The 15,332-nt window shown below is 40.7% G+C and carries 12 protein-coding genes and 2 pseudogenes (1 of these 14 running past the window's edge); 9 read left to right on the plus strand and 5 right to left on the minus strand.

Translation table 11 applies throughout. The annotated features are described in order from the left end of the window. Both LEP1GSC062_RS13055 and LEP1GSC062_RS13060 read left to right on the plus strand, forming a co-directional pair. A protein-coding gene (locus LEP1GSC062_RS13055; RefSeq protein WP_020984511.1) for an LIC_12586 family protein crosses the window boundary here: on the plus strand, positions 1-977 show its 3' portion. The gene continues 1,225 nt to the left of window position 1, outside the view; only the last 977 of its 2,202 coding nucleotides appear in the window; its start codon lies beyond the left edge, outside the window; the stop codon is at positions 975-977. After that, a complete protein-coding gene (locus tag LEP1GSC062_RS13060) occupies positions 947-1,351 on the plus strand; it encodes a hypothetical protein (RefSeq protein WP_020984496.1) in 405 nt (134 codons plus the stop codon). Before LEP1GSC062_RS13055 ends, LEP1GSC062_RS13060 begins: the two co-directional genes overlap by 31 nt. 339 nt (positions 1,352-1,690) lie before the next feature. Here the strand turns inward: LEP1GSC062_RS13060 and LEP1GSC062_RS13065 are convergent, their stop codons facing one another. The 4 genes from LEP1GSC062_RS13065 to LEP1GSC062_RS13080 form a co-directional block, all read right to left on the minus strand. After that, complete coding sequence (locus LEP1GSC062_RS13065; RefSeq protein WP_020984497.1) at positions 1,691-3,529, minus strand: sensor histidine kinase; 1,839 nt, start codon at positions 3,527-3,529, stop codon at positions 1,691-1,693. After that, positions 3,530-4,231 carry a response regulator gene (locus LEP1GSC062_RS13070; RefSeq protein WP_010576479.1) on the minus strand — a complete coding sequence of 234 codons (702 nt, stop codon included), beginning with the start codon at positions 4,229-4,231 and terminating at the stop codon, positions 3,530-3,532. 272 nt (positions 4,232-4,503) lie between these two features. Then, positions 4,504-4,926, minus strand: a complete 423-nt coding sequence (locus LEP1GSC062_RS13075) for an LIC12806 family lipoprotein (RefSeq protein WP_010576478.1) — start codon at positions 4,924-4,926, stop codon at positions 4,504-4,506. Positions 4,927-4,942: 16 nt separating this feature from the next. Then, the gene (locus tag LEP1GSC062_RS13080; RefSeq protein WP_020984507.1) at positions 4,943-5,941 is read right to left on the minus strand and encodes a hypothetical protein; all 999 of its coding nucleotides are present in this window, start codon (positions 5,939-5,941) and stop codon (positions 4,943-4,945) included. 97 nt (positions 5,942-6,038) lie between these two features. Between LEP1GSC062_RS13080 and LEP1GSC062_RS13085 the strand changes: the two genes are divergently transcribed. From LEP1GSC062_RS13085 to LEP1GSC062_RS13115, 7 genes and pseudogenes are all read left to right on the plus strand, one after another. Further along, on the plus strand, positions 6,039-6,239 hold the full coding sequence (locus LEP1GSC062_RS13085; RefSeq protein WP_002745160.1) for a hypothetical protein: 201 nt from the start codon (positions 6,039-6,041) through the stop codon (positions 6,237-6,239). Beyond that, complete coding sequence (locus LEP1GSC062_RS13090; RefSeq protein WP_020984495.1) at positions 6,236-6,814, plus strand: hypothetical protein; 579 nt, start codon at positions 6,236-6,238, stop codon at positions 6,812-6,814. Before LEP1GSC062_RS13085 ends, LEP1GSC062_RS13090 begins: the two co-directional genes overlap by 4 nt. Before the next feature lie 5 nt (positions 6,815-6,819). Next, the gene (locus LEP1GSC062_RS13095) at positions 6,820-7,473 is read left to right on the plus strand and encodes an RsmD family RNA methyltransferase (protein WP_020984499.1); all 654 of its coding nucleotides are present in this window, start codon (positions 6,820-6,822) and stop codon (positions 7,471-7,473) included. Between the two features lie 434 nt (positions 7,474-7,907). After that, positions 7,908-10,376 (plus strand): sulfatase family protein, encoded by a 2,469-nt coding sequence (locus tag LEP1GSC062_RS13105; protein WP_020984515.1) that lies wholly within the window; start codon positions 7,908-7,910, stop codon positions 10,374-10,376. A 41-nt stretch (positions 10,377-10,417) separates the two neighbouring features. Beyond that, positions 10,418-10,729: pseudogene (locus tag LEP1GSC062_RS26010) on the plus strand (carbamoyl phosphate synthase preATP-grasp domain-containing protein); the annotation flags it as partial. A gap of 122 nt (positions 10,730-10,851) precedes the next feature. Continuing rightward, a complete protein-coding gene (gene carB / locus LEP1GSC062_RS13110) occupies positions 10,852-13,737 on the plus strand; it encodes a carbamoyl-phosphate synthase large subunit (protein WP_244265108.1) in 2,886 nt (961 codons plus the stop codon). Positions 13,738-14,025: 288 nt separating this feature from the next. Next, positions 14,026-14,598 (plus strand): DUF1564 domain-containing protein, encoded by a 573-nt coding sequence (locus LEP1GSC062_RS13115; protein WP_020984500.1) that lies wholly within the window; start codon positions 14,026-14,028, stop codon positions 14,596-14,598. Between the two features lie 82 nt (positions 14,599-14,680). On the opposite strand, the pseudogene LEP1GSC062_RS25875 reads toward LEP1GSC062_RS13115, so the two are convergent. Further along, positions 14,681-15,302 (minus strand): annotated as a pseudogene (locus LEP1GSC062_RS25875) (transposase); the annotation flags it as partial. Positions 15,303-15,332 lie beyond the last annotated feature (30 nt).

The following is a 15,332-nucleotide window of genomic DNA, read 5'->3' on the forward strand; positions in this document are numbered from 1 at the left end:
GGAAGGATCCCTTTTTCGACTTACGTTTGGATCAGGCTAATCTTGATATCACGCCCGGAAATCTTTTGAATTTTAATGCGAAAGGTTCTCTTTTTCAAGAATCGATTGTAACTCGGATTACTGGCAAGACCGGTTGGAAAAAATCTCCGAGAGCCAACGGAGCGTTTTTTTATCCTTTGTACAACGATTGGAAATGGGATCTAGAATTGGATCGGGTTTCAATAAAGGATTTTCTACCGGTTTACCATTCTTGGAGGAATTGGATCCGAACCGATATCAAAACCCGGCAGGAAAAATTGATTCCTGAAATCCGTTGGACGAGAACTCCATTTTACAAATATTTAATGGAATATTTGACTTTTACCGTACATTGGAAATTAAAATCGTTTCGGTTTAAAGAAAAAAATCTCGGAAGGGTGACTTTAGATGGAAGGGTGGTTCCATTCTTTTCCAAACTGGATATGAAAGGTTTTCAAGATGAGAATCAATTCGTGGAAGCGTTTGCAAATTTCACTTTCGGGCAAGACAATCCGTATATGGATCTGAAAGTGAAAGTTACTGAAATGCCTTGGGAAGAACCGATAAATGGCTTCTGCGGGTCTTGGATTGTTCCCGAAACGATTACTTCGGATACCACGATTCGTCTTTTTGGAGACGATTTTTTAGCGCTCCATAATTCTTTAAATGTTCAGCACAACGTGCGTTTTAATCGTTCCCGTTTTCAAGATAAAAGATCCCTTCCTTTAAATCTTAGAGAGCCTTTTGATTTTGGATACGAACACAATCTTCTACCGACCTTGTCTTATTATAGAAACATCTTTTGGAAAAACGAAACCGTAGATCTTACCGGTTACGGAGCCGTAGAAAACAATCGGATTCGAGTCAGTGCGAATGGGAAGTTGAACGATACCTTTATCAGTAGAAGGTTTAAGGAGGAGGCCGGCGAATGCAAACTGGAATCGATCGGAGACAGGTAATTCTGATTACGGCCGGAGTTTTTTTAACGGTTTTAATCGTTTGGTGTGTTTATCTTTTTATTTTCGGCGATTCTCAAGTTCCAGTCGGTACAGGTTCGAAAACAAAAATCGATCTTATTGGGACCTGGAGAGTTTCACCGGTTGTTCCGACGATTCATATCCGGTTTATCAGTGAAAGAGAAGCGGTTCTTTTGGAAGAAAGCTCCGAAACGAAATTGTACATTTCAGAAGATGCGGATGGTCTTCAGCTTAGAAGAAGAGGCGAAGAAACTCCCAGCGGCTATTTTTTGTTTCGCGAATTGAAAGCGGACGCTTGGCAAGGCCTTTGGGGGGACGATCTCGTCGTTTTAAAGAGGGTTTCGGATGGCAACTGACTTACGTTAGTTGATACCATTGGACCTTTGTTTCAGATACGATAGACTTCGTAAGATTTTATTATGAGAAGGAAAAGATTGAAACATACGGCTTTAGGGAGTCGTTGCACTTTAGTTTCTTATTCGCCCAATTTTTCTTACACGAACTCACGTTAGAATAAAGGTTACAATGCCCCAGTGGTTTCTACTGTAGGTAAAGTCTACAGAATATTCCTATTTTCTAAAGTTCTAAAAACCAACATAGAACTTTTGAGATTTTTAGAGCGTCACATCCGAAAACGTAGAAACTATTACTTTGAAAAAACTTGTTTTAAAACTTAGAATGTGGAAATTATAACATTATGAAATCGGAATATTTAGTTCGAACGAATTTTCCGAATCTTTGGAATGAAAAACGTATCTTGCTCTCAATTTTTCGGATCTCATTCGAATACTGCTCATTCCGATTCCGGAAACTTCTTCCGGATTGATCTCGAACTTTTTCCCGTCGTCTGTCACTTTTAGAATCAGATTTTTCCCTTCTTTTTTCCAGGAAATTTGGATCTTTTTCGCTTCTGAATGTCTGAGAATATTGGACGCGACTTCTAAAAAGATTTTTTGAACGTGTAAACATTGATCCAGATGTATGAAATTGGAAACGTCTTCAATTTCCATTTTAACTTCTATGGTTCCGGTGCGTTGGATTCTGTCTCCGTACCTTTTTATCACTTCTTCCACGAGTTCCTGATTGTTTCCCTGATGGTGCATAAGAAATACGATATCTCTTACGTTCGAAATGAGATGATTCAGTTCCGATTTGAGTTTTTTCAATGTGGAATCGTTTTTATCTTTGGATTCCAACTCGAAAAGAATCGCTGTGAGCTCGGACCCTATGGAATCGTGAATATCCGACGCGATTCTTGTTCTTTCCTGCGCTTGTAGTTTGAGTTGTTCGTTGTATCTGATTTGAAGTTGTGCGAATTCTTTCGTTCTATCCAGATCTTCCGCGAATCTTGAGGAAATAATATAAGAATTTAATGCAACAAAAGCGATAAGACCCAAAGGGAAACTGTACGGATATAAGGTATAAATCTCGTATAAACCGTAAATTCCGTCGTTCATCATTGTAAACGCCAGAACAAAACCAGTGAAAAGTTCTTTGGCCTTAAAAGTGGTTGCTGTGCCTATAATCAAAATCAATGCGTAAAGTGGGGGAAAATACATAAACCAAGAATAAAACCAGACTATATTCCGTTCGTTGAAAGCGAAAATTCCGAAAAAGAAAATCGTACTCGTTCCGATTGCGATTTGAATCCATTTTCGGTTGAACTGAAGCGGAAACATTTTACGGAGCATTAGGAAAGAGGTAGGGAAAAATGCGATCTCGCAAAAAAATTTTATCCGTAGTCTCAAATCCAAGGAAAGGTCCGGAAGAGCCATAAATTGAATTTCGGAGGTGATGAAAGAATACCCGGAAACTAAAAAACAAAACGCGGTGAAATAGAGGGGGATCGGATCTTTTCTGTAGGAAAAAAAGAATATCACGTGATAGATTCCGAAAGAAAAGATAACGACGATTAGGATCATCTCTCTCCATTCTTCCCTTTTTTCCTCCGAATCGATTGCCTTTCCTGATCCGATTTGGAACGGTTTTCGAATTCCACCTTTGAGATAATTTCCTTTGAAGGTGGAAACGGTCACGGTGATATAAAAATCTTCAGAGGGTACGACGATATTTGTCACCAATGGATGAGCTGAAAATACCGTGTCTAAAGGACCGGTTCCGGCAAAACCGTTCGAATAGACTTTATGGTCGTCGAAGTAGACTTCGTAAACTCCCGGAAGTCTGGGAATTCTGATTTTTAAATTGGGATATTTATAATCGCATAACACGCGCAGACGATAGGTCGCATAACTTTCCGGAGTGAAGTTAGGATCGTAGTCCCTCCAAATTCCGGGAACGGGAAAATAAAAGAGAGTTTTAGGGATCGGATGACTGCCATGTGCCAATTCCTTCCAATAAAATTCCCAGTCTCCGTTAAGTGTGGTAATGTTCTTGTCTAGATTAAAATTTCTGAAGTCGATGACGCCTTTTTCCGCGATCGGCGCGTTTTTGGGGCTTAGGGGAGGAAAACATCCCGTTGAAAACGAGAGAAATATAATAAAAATAGAAAATACGAATATTCTCTTTGCGGGCATTTAAGGATACCCTGGAACGTCTCGTATAATTCCCATTCTTCTTCCTCGGATGATGGCTTCGGATTTGGAATGCACTTCCATCTTTTTATAAATCTTTTCGATATGTCTGCTGACCGTATGACTGGAAATATCGAGTTCGTCCGCGATATCCGCGACGGTCATTCCAAGCGCCACGAAATTAAGAATCTGAAGTTGTCTTTTCGTAAGTCCCAGGGTATTTTGGATCGGCGGATTTTGGGTCTCCTCTTTTTTTGTGAATTCTCGGATGATCTTGTCCGCAATTCTGGGAGTAAGTGAAGCGCCTCCCAGCACGATAACTTTGAGTTCAGCAAGGAACAGTTCGGGAGAAGTATCCTTCAAAAGATAGCCGGATACTCCTCCTTGGATTGCTTCTACTATTTTTTCTTCGTCTTCAAAAACGGTAAAGATCACATATTTAGTGTTAGGTGTTTTTTCTTTGAGTTCTTTGAGACATTCCAATCCGTTCTTTCCGGGAAGTCCTATATCTAGGATCACGATATCTGGAATATTTTCCGGAATACCTTTGATCGCTTTTTGCGAGTCGGGATAGTGTCCTAAAAATTGAAAGTCGGAGGAATTGGAAAGAAGTTCCCGAAGATTGAGGGCTGTGTGTTGATTGTCTTCGATGATGGAAACCAAATAAGGGGATTTGGTCTTTTGTGAAATTTTCGAACGTATCATCGACTTTGATTATACGAATTCATTTCAATTGGTAAATTGTTTTTTGCTCGCGTTCATTTTAGTTTCACTAAAAGTAAATTCTTAAGTTGCGAACTAAAAACGTGTCAATAAGAAGGCTTTTGGTTGGAGTCGACGAACCTTATAAAGCCGTTTTATTCAGTTTAGGAAGTGGAATTAAAAGTTTATGCTTTTTCGTTGAAGTTCGCTTTCCTAACTCAATGCTCCTTTGTTTTCTAGAAATCGTTCGAAAATAGTGGTGTAAAACGCCCTATTCATTTAAAAAGTTCGTCCCATTCTTCTTTTGCTTTTTCCCATCTTCGTTTGCGTTCTCCTTGATCCTTGATCTTAAGATACAACCTGGATTCTTTTCCGGGAAAGGTAATCCGCACTCTATGTTCATGAAGAACTTCTATGAGGATGTTTTGTTTGTTTTCAATTTCTAGATCATAGAGAACTACGTTTTTCATCCGTAAGGGAAGCGGACCTTGGCCTAGGTCACCGATTCCTTTTCTGAAATTCAATTCCACACATTCAACCGGTTTGTGCCAGACATCGCAGAACTTTCCTTCGGGAGGGGGAACGGGTTTGAGTCCGCAAGAAACGATCCAAGTTGTAAATAAGGATGCGGATACGATTACAATAAATCCTTTGTGAAGAATTTTCGGGATAAGAGGAGATTTTGTTTCGTTTAACATCTGGTTTCTAAAGATTTTACCGAGTCGATTCCAAATCGAGTTTCGTTTTAAGGGTCGGCTTTTCATCGACGATCTCTTTTGCGAGTCGGATAATTTCCTCCCTTCTCTCTTCCACCTTTGGATAAAGTTCTTCTAAAATCGCGATTGATTTTGCGTGTAGATTTTGAAGTCTGAAAATTTTCGCTTCTAAAATCCAAGATCCGATCGTGATAAAGTCTTCGTTTTCGTTTCTAACCTTACGGATGAAGTTGAGGGAAGAGACATACTGGCCTGCGCGGAATTCGGAAAGTCCGATTAAAAAAAGAGCTTCTCTTTCGGTGAGAAGAATCGATCCGCTGGATTCTGGGCTTGCAAGATTTCGTTTTAAGAATTCCGTATCTCCCGATAAGGACGCTCCTAAAATCGCAATCCAGGTATAGCTGATTTTAAATTCGGGACTGATCTTGTCGTACGGGATCGAATTTAAAAGATGAGTGAGGGATTTTTTGGAAAGATGTTGTTTGACCGTTTCTCCAAATGCGATCATCACTTCGTTATCCGGATTTTCGCCGATTGTGGGATCGATCGCCTTTGCGCGAAGCGCGTTTCGGTACATTTCTTCCAGGATCGGAAGATACGATTCGTCTTCCTTGAGAAAGTCGTTGAATCCCGAATAGGCGAGTTTTACCAAGGTCCCCGAGTCGAAAGAAAATCCGTTAAGCAAAAACGAATTATAATTTCCTAATGCAATATAAAAATATCCCAATTCATCCGAAGGATTCGCGTGAACGTAATCTTTGGCGGCGTTTTGGAAATTTTTCACGGAACCTTCTTCGAGAGTTCCCGAATGGATTTGTTGCTGGATGTTTTTTCTTTCTTTTTCGAGAAGAATTTTTCTATCACCCGCGAATAGGTTTTTGATACTCTGCTGGAAAAAAAATCCAGTTCCGCCTAAAATCAACATAAAAGCGACAAGAATGTAAGGTTTATAACTAGTTTTCTTTTTATAACTTTTCAGGCCGGATTGATACAGCATACTTCGTCGATTTTTTATACACCTATTCTGGGTTCACGTATTTTTTGAATTCCCTAAAACTTGACACCTAAGCCTCCCCTGATTCCGTTGGATTTCTATGCCTTACGATTACGATTTTGATGAAGATTTTGAAGTTGAGACCGGTTACGATGAGGATGGGACCGGAGAAGAGGTATTAACGTTTGCTTGTGAAGATTGCGATCATCGTTGGGAAGAGGACGCTTACGAAGCCGAAGATTACGGTCTCGAAGGGGCGATTTGTCCGATGTGCGGTTCCTCTGTAGTAATCGAGTTTTGAAAAATACCGGGCCGGTTCGGCGATTCGCCAAGAATTGTGCCAGCCGGTTCCTAGTCTCCGTATTCGTTCTATTTGTTTTATTTCCTCAAGGTTCGGCCTTACCGACCGATTTCAGCGACGTTTACGATTTTTACAAAAAAGGAAACTATGATACCTTAGTAAAGGTTTCCCGGGCTGCACTTCGAAAGGAGGAGATTGATTATAGAATTCTACTTTTATATACCTCCGCAGAAAAAGATCCGGAAGAAATCGATAAAACTTTGAGAAGTATCTATGAAAAGAAAGGATCTCATCCCGGAATTTTTTACAATTCTGTGTTTTTGTTTCTAGAACGTTGTCTGGTATTGGAAGATGAATCTTCTGGGATTTATTGGGGGAAGATTTTTACCGAAAACGGAACATCCTCGGTGCGTTATGCGGAAGGGCTTTACACCTATGCTTGCATTTTATACGGAGCCGGAAAATTTTCGGAGGTGAAACAAGTTCTTATCAAACTTAGAGAATTGAAATCGGCCGAAAAGTTGGCGAAAAAGATTCGGATCTTGGAGTTGAGCGTCGAAAAAAAAACGGAGTAAAAAGTGTGAAAGCACTCAAGGTACAGGCCGGGAAACTCAAAGGTAAGTCGATAGAAACGCCTATTGCCGTTGCGGGAAACACGAACTTTACTCCCGCGATTTTAAAAAAATCCGTTTTCGATATCGTTGGCTCTTTGGTTTTAAAAGGAAGATCGATACTTGAGGAATCCGCGTTTGTGGATTTTTTTGCAGGTTCCGGACAGATGGCTTTGGAAGCAATGAGTCGAGGATTTGCAAGAGTCGTTTTATACGAGTTGGCTTGGGAAAGATCGGACAATCTTCGAAAACTTTTCGCAAAATTCGGCGATAATTACGAGATCAACAGAAAAGACGTATTCCGTTTTTATAATAAACTCGATATTCCCGAAAAATCGAAGATCTATTTTTTAGATCCTCCGTATTCTTTCTGGGATAAGAAAAAGGAAAAAATCAAATCTCTTTTGGACTTTTTGTTAAACGACGATGCTACCGTAGCCGTTTTTGTCCAGTCTCCGATCAATCCGGACTGGCCCGGTTTTGAAACCCGCAAGTTCGGAAAGAATTTTTTAACTTTCCGTGTAAACGGAGTTTGGAACGCGGAGAACGTTTCTCGACTTCCGAACGAAAATACATCCGAAATTTCAGAAGATATATCCTCATTTTATGAAAATGAAGATTGAATATTCGAAAAGTTGAATTCTATTTTAAGAATCGATTCGAATCCGGTTTTTCTTTTTCGGAGAGATTCCGAAAGTGTTGTAAAATAGGCCGGTCGTAATCCCGACGATAAGCACAAAAAATGGTTTGATGGGGACTTTAAGCGCGCGCTTAAATAGAATGTGGTCGGTTTTTTGCGGAGAAAAATTTTTTATACAGTGTGGCGATGGTTTACAAAGAATTTGTCTTATAATCGATCAAAGTTCGATTGCGGAATTTGTCATTTGAATCTTACGGAAGTAAACTTTCTCTTTAATCCTGTTTTTCGAGAATTTAGGGTTCGACTTCAAACCTTTTTTCAGAAAGATCGTTTGTCGAAACAAGCAAAAGAAAATGTTTGTCGAAAGCGAGATCGGATTTTCGAAAACGTTTTTAAAATGAGAATCACGGAAAATTTATGCCGAAGATGATCACAATTCTATTGGCGGAGAAATCCGTAAGATTATATCTTCGATTTTTTGCAATCGGAATGGGGATTTCTTTTGCGACCTTGATTTTAAACTCTTCATTTCGGTTTATGGGAGTGGATCTTTCCGAATTCAAGTCTCTATTTTTATCCGTTCTGCCTTTATTCTTAAAAGATTATATTCAAACTTTGATTGCGAGCGGGATTTTGTTCGGTGCGATCGGTTTGCTCCTTTCTTCTGCGCAGCTTGGGAATAAAAAAGAGGTTTTGACCGGCTTGTCTTTTATCGGTCCTTTGTCGGAAAAAGTAGAAGATGGGGCTTTATTGGCTGAAGGTTTCGATCCTTTTATCGAGAAAGGTGCCGAAGTTGAAAAGGAGAACTCTTGTCGAAAAGTCTCTTGGATTTTCGGAGTATTTGTATTTCTTCTTTGGTGTCATTCTGTGATTTTTTATCCCCAGCTCTACGGAGAATTTTTCTTTTATCGATTTCCATTTTTGCGTTTCTTTTTATTTTTCTTGACGGATTGGGTTTCTCCCTGGATTCCGCTGGCGATCGCGCTCGGAATTTTGGGAGTTTGTATCGTAATACATTCTGTTTTTTTAATATTAAGACGAAATTGGTCCGGTTTTATCTTTTTCGTTTTGTTTTGTTTTTTACTCTTTTGGTCCCATTCTTACGGAAGTCTTTTGGGAATTTTGAGTGCGACTATCTTCTATCTTTCCACTCGAGTTTTTGAGAACAAGATGGTTCCGATTTTTGATCCGGTTCGGACCGTAAATTTGAAAAATGTAAATTGGAATCGAATTGTTCTCGTTTTACTTTTTACTATTTGTTCTTTTCTGATTTGTTTTGCTTCTTCGAAAAGTTGTCTTGGAGTTTTTACTTCGGCTCTAACTTGGAGCAAAGAAGTTCCAGAAAATACCGTCCTGGGTGCGGAAGGTTTTCCGAACATTCTGATTCTGAGTGCGGATAGTCTTCGTTATGATAAAATGGGATATGCGCAAGGTAAGGAGGGATTGACACCTCATATCGATTTACTTGCTAAGGATTCTGTAATATTCCAAGATCATCATACTACGATTCCCAGGACTTTTCCCGCTTGGGCGGATTTGCTCACGGGACAACCCAGTTTCATACACGGAATTCAAGATATGTTTCCAGATATAAAGGATCGGGAGGGTTTGAGCGGGAATGTTTCTAAAACACTTCCGAAACTTTTGTCGCAACTCGGATACAAGACGCAGGTCGTTTCTTCGTTTGCGGGTGATATTTTTCCTCGAGCTGATTGGGGGTTTCGATCCGTAAAAGCTCCGATCTTTCACGCTGGAATTCTCACGGCGCAAAGGATTTTAGAAACTCAGATTTTTCTTCTTCCGATCGTGACCGGTTCGATTCCGGGCGCGGGAGAATATTTCGGGGCAATCCGCGGATTTCCAAGTTTGGGGGACGATTCTAAAATACTTCCAGATCTTTTGGCCGGATTAAAAAAGGAGGAGAATCCGTTTTTTACGGTCTTTTTTTCCTCTGTGACGCATTTCCCATTCAGTCCTCCGTATCCGTATTACAAAATATTTACAAATTCTGAATATTATGGAAAATTTAAGTATTTCAAATTTGTGAATCCGAGCGATTCTTCCGAACTTTCGAGCTATGATCAGGAACAGATTCGAGGACTCTTTCAGGCTTCGATTTATTCCTTTGACGACTCGGTCGGAAAAATTTTGGAGCACTTAAAAAGAGAAGGGATTTACGATTCCACTCTGATCGTTTTAACGAGCGATCATGGGGAATCCTTGTTTGAAGCCGATCATAGTCATGGACACGGAGAACATCTGAGAGGAGAGGGTGTGACTCATATTCCTCTACTCATTAAATTCCCTCGAAACGTCGGCGCTGGTCGGAGGTTTACCGGAATCAGTAGTTCCCTGGATCTGTTTCCGACTTTACTTTCGTTTGTTGCAAACCGAGTGCAAGATTTTTCCTTACGTGAGAATTTGCGAGACGAATTGAAAAATCGTTTTGGAAGGGATTTGTCCGCAGGTTTGAGTTTTCAGACTTGGAAAGATTCTCGAAACGTTTACGGCGAAACCGGAATTTGGTTTAGTGATTTGGGAAATCATTTTTATCAAAAGGAAAGAATTTACTATCCCGACATTCTTCATTTGCATTCGATTGAATCGGGAGAATTTCCTTTTATTTCGATCGGAGATTCTTACGCGAAGGAGAGTGTGATCATTTCCAAACATAGGATGTTTCAGAATACGACCCGTAAACTCATCTACATTCCTTCGGAGAACGGTGTGTTTTGGCGTTGTTACAATCGGATTGCCGATCCTTGGAACGAAAAGCCGCTTGCGATCGAAGAGTGTTCTTCTCTGAAAGATTCTCTTGTTTCGTTTCTGATCTCTTCCGGAAAATTCAAGAAAGCGGGCGAGTATTTGCTCCCTTTGTCGAATTGATGCTTGAAGGATAGGGCTAAACTAAAAATCTGTATTTTAGTATGCCTAGAAGAGAAGATATACGTTCTGTACTCATCCTGGGTTCCGGTCCGATTGTAATCGGACAGGCGTGTGAATTTGATTATTCTGGAACTCAAGCCGCCAAAGCCCTGAAAGAAAAAGGGATTCGCGTCATTCTGCTCAACTCAAATCCTGCGACGATCATGACTGATCCCGATCTTGCGGATGCCACTTACGTAGAGCCGATGACGGTTCCAGTCGTTCAAAAAATTCTTGAGAAAGAAAAACCGGACGCAATTCTTCCTACGGTCGGAGGTCAGACCGCTCTCAATCTCGCCCTCGCTTGCAACGGCGCGGGGCTTTTGGAAAAATATAACGTGGAATTGATCGGTGCCAAAGTGGACGCGATCAAAAAAGCCGAAGACAGAGAACTTTTCAAGAAAGCGATGGAAAAAATCGGTGTGAGAGTTCCCGCATCCGGTCTGGCGAACAATCTCACAGACGCCGTCGAAATCAAAAAAAGCTCGGGCTTCCTCTCATCGTTCGTCCCGCGTTTACTCTCGGCGGTACCGGAGGCGGAATCGCTTACACCGAAGAAACTTTTGAGGAAGTCGTTTCAAAAGGTCTTAAGGCTTCTCCGATCAGTCAGGTTCTTTTGGAAGAATCGGTTCTAGGTTGGAAGGAATTCGAACTCGAAGTTATGCGTGATCTGGCAGATAACGTAGTTATTATCTGTTCGATCGAAAACATCGACCCGATGGGGGTTCATACGGGCGATTCCATCACCGTGGCTCCTCAACAAACTTTGTCCGATAAGGAATATCAAAACTTAAGAGATATGTCGATTGCGATCATTCGGGAGATCGGAGTAGAGACTGGCGGTTCCAACATTCAATTTGCGGTCAACCCGGCAAACGGAGACGTGATCGTAATCGAGATGAACCCGAGGGTTTCTCGTTCTTCGGCTTTGGCTTCCAAAGCGACCGGATTTCCGATCGCGAAGATCGCCGCTCTTCTCTCGATAGGATACACGTTAGACGAAATTAAGAACGATATCACTCGGGTAACTCCGGCGTCTTTTGAGCCTTCGATCGACTATGTCGTAACAAAAGTGCCTCGTTTTGCCTTTGAAAAATTTCCGGGAACCGACGATACCCTAGGGGTTCAGATGAAGGCGGTCGGCGAGGCGATGGCGATCGGAAGGACGTTTAAGGAAAGTTTTCAGAAGGCGCTTCGTTCTCTCGAAATCGACCGTTACGGCTTCGGTTCGGACGGGTATTTTCAAGAATTATTATATGCAAGAAGTTTAAATAGTGATCAAAGAAAGGAATGGATCGATTCCTTTCTAAAACGTCCGAACGATAAGCGTATTTTTTACATCAAACTCGCTTTCGACGCGGAATACACCGTGGATCAGATCCACGATCTTTGCAAGGTGGATCGGTGGTTCCTCTGGCAAATGGAAGATCTTCTCAAACTGGAAAAGGAATATTCCGAAAAGGGAGATTCCGTTCTTGCCAAAATGAAACGGGCCGGTTTTTCCAACAGACAGCTTTCGTTTTTAAAGAATAAAAAACAGATTTTAGATCTTCTCGACGGCGATCTCAGAGTCGATCTGAAAAAAACAGAAATTCAGAATATTCTAAAAAAGTCGGAAGAGGAAATTGAAACCAAACTCGGTTCTGAAAAAATTCTTCCCGTTTATAAAAGAATCGATACCTGTGCCGGAGAATTTGAGGCTTATACTCCTTATTTCTATTCTTCTTACGACGAAGAGGACGAATCCGATGTGACTTCTACTAAGTCTGTGATGATTCTCGGCGGGGGACCGAACCGAATCGGTCAGGGAATCGAATTCGACTATTGTTGTTGTCAGGCTTCCTACGCTCTTCAGGAGTTGGGAGTCGAATCCATTATGGTCAATTCCAATCCGGAAACTGTTTCGACGGATTACGATACGTCGGATCGTCTTTACTTCGAGCCTCTGACCCTGGAGGACGTATATCGTATTTATCAAAACGAGAAACCGGAAGGTGTCATCATTCAATTCGGGGGACAAACTCCTCTTAAGCTCGCAAGGGATCTGGAAAGAAAAGGGGTTAAAATTTTAGGAACAAGTCCGGATTCCATCGACCGCGCCGAAGACAGAAAACGTTTCGTCGAAGTATTAGAAAAATTGAAACTGTGTTCTCCAGAAAGCGGGATCGCAACTTCTATGGAAGAAGCGAGAGAAATCGCGCAAAAGGTCAAGTATCCGATTTTGGTCCGCCCGAGTTACGTTCTCGGAGGAAGAGCGATGCTCATCATCAATGAAGAAAAAGAGCTCGATCGTTATATGGAAAAGGCAGAAGAGATTTCGAAAGACAGACCGCTTTTGATTGATTCCTTTTTGGAGGACGCGGTGGAAGTGGATGTGGATGCTCTCTGCGATGGAAAAGAAGTTTTTGTTACTGGCATTATGGAACACATCGAAGAGGCTGGGGTTCATAGCGGGGATTCGGCTTGTATTCTTCCTCCGCAAACGCTTTCCAAAAATATGATGGATGAAATCCGTAAAGCGACCGTGGATCTTGCTTTGGAACTTCAAGTCAAGGGTCTCATCAACATTCAATATGCGGTAAAGAATGAAATCCTTTATATCATCGAAGTGAATCCGAGAGCCTCGAGAACCGTTCCGTTTGTGTCCAAGGCTCTTGGCCATCCGATTGTAAAATACGCAACTCGGATTATAATGGGAGAATCTTTGAAAAGTCTTCCTCTTCCGAAAGAAATGGCGTTCTCTCAGGTTTCCGTAAAAGAAGTCGTTCTTCCGTTTAATAAATTTCCGGGAGTCGATACGATTTTAGGTCCGGAGATGCGCTCCACCGGAGAAGTAATGGGAATCGCTTCCACTGTCGGGGAAGCATTTTTGAAATCTCAATATATGGCCGGTGACGAACTTCCTTCTCAAGGGACAGTTTTTGTAAGTATCAACGACAAGACGAAGCCGGAGCTTCTTTCTTATATCAAGGATCTTTCCGAACTCGGTTTCAATTTGATTGCGACTTCGGGAACTCATAAATTTCTTTCGGACAATGGAATTCTTTCTTCCAAGATCAACAAGGTTTACGACGGAATATTTCCCACGGCTTTGGATTATATCAGAGAGAATAAGATTCATCTCATCATCAACACTCCTCTTTCAAGAGTTACAAGAGACGATAGTTTTACGATCCGTCAGGCGGCTATAAGATTTAAGGTGCCTTGTTTGACCACATCCAACGCCGCTAAAGCTCTCATCAAAGGAATGGTGGAAATGAAAAACAGGGGTTTTACGATCCATTCTCTCCAAGAAATCCACACAATGCCGAAGGTTTTATAGATTCTATTTCTTTAGAATTTTAGAATATTCTAATTATTTTGCGGTGTTTTTTCTGCGTGAATTTTTAGTCGTAATTTTGAAAAGTTCTTTAGAGAACAACGATTCTAAAAACTTGCTCCAGAGTCTACCGGATGTAGCGTTCTCTGATTTCTTTTTAAATTTGAATTCTCGCATTGTAGTTCTGGATAAGTTCGGTGCGACAAGTTTTCCCAGGATTGTCGGCTTTTTTTAGTTCTTCCAAGGACAGTATGAAAAATTGTCAGTAACTCTCGCTTTTTTCTAAAAACCATGTCTTTGAGAGCGATTCTCGGAACCGCTTCGGTTATGGACATTCTTTTGTTGAGCTCCGATAAAAAGATTCAATCCGCCTTGAATGAAGGTGTGGTCGGCTCTGATTCTCTTTTGGTTCCTATGAGTTACTGGAATCAGTTGGATACGGTTGCAAGGAAAACTCTTTCTAAAAAACTTCCATTTTTGCTTAAGAGATATACGAAATACGTCGTTTCTTTGGATCGACTTCACTGGAGAGGCGGTAAGATCAAGTACAATTGGGGCGTCGGGGAGTTAAAGAAGATGACGATTCACGTGAATTCGGGTGTATGGACCGTTTTGGGAGTTTTGGCGGCTGCACATGGAGTTTCGAGGTGTTATCTTTTCAACTATTTACTTTGGCTTGAAGAGGTGGGGATTGGAGATTCTGTAAATGATATAATAAACCGGGGAGTTCCTCAGTTTCATGATATTTACAGAATGATCTGGACCTTAGATCTACGGAAAAATCGAGTATCTAGGGAGTTATACTTCGAACCAAATCCGTTGAGAAGTAAACATACTCACTCATTGCCTAAACCAGACTTGTAGAAAAATTGCCTACGTTATCATAAGCTCGATCACAATCGAGTTTATGATGTGTTCAAATTCAATAATGTAACGTGAGTTCGGCCTAAGGAGCAAGTAAAAGTTGTAAATTGTCTTTGGATCTGAAATTCAAAGAAGGTTTTTTTGGAAAAAATGAAAATGCAACTAACCCACATAATAGATTAACAGCCCAATTGAAAAAGCTTCGATGTCTAGTATGTTGAATCTGACAGATATTTTTGAGTTCATCATTAACTGCTTCAATGATAGCTCTTTTTCTTAAACGAATTTTATCGACTAAGGGCATTCATTTATTTTTCATATTCTTTTTAAGTTTTGTAATGAGTTGAATTCCTTTTTCATAAAGACTTTCAAACAAAGATTGACTGATATAACCTCTATCTCCGAAAAGTTTACAGCGCATCCCAAAACTTTATTTTACTTTATTGGAAAGATCAAGCTGCAAGGTTCTGTTCAGTTTCGGTTTTTTCCATAAGAAAAAATCGAGGACTGGGCAGGTTCTTATCGTGAATATTCTTAACAAGTGGAAAAATCACTTTCGAATTCCTGTCGTCGACGTTTCCAGGAGTAATCATAAATGATAATATTTCACCTTGATCATTTACGATTAAATGCAATTTAAAGCCATAAAACCAGCCTGTGCTCGATTTCCCTCGTTGTGCAGTATCTTTAAATACTTTACAGCGTGTTCTAAAACTTCATTTTATTTTACCAAG

It is taken from the genome of Leptospira alexanderi serovar Manhao 3 str. L 60 (genome assembly GCF_000243815.2).
Lineage (GTDB): Bacteria > Spirochaetota > Leptospiria > Leptospirales > Leptospiraceae > Leptospira > Leptospira alexanderi.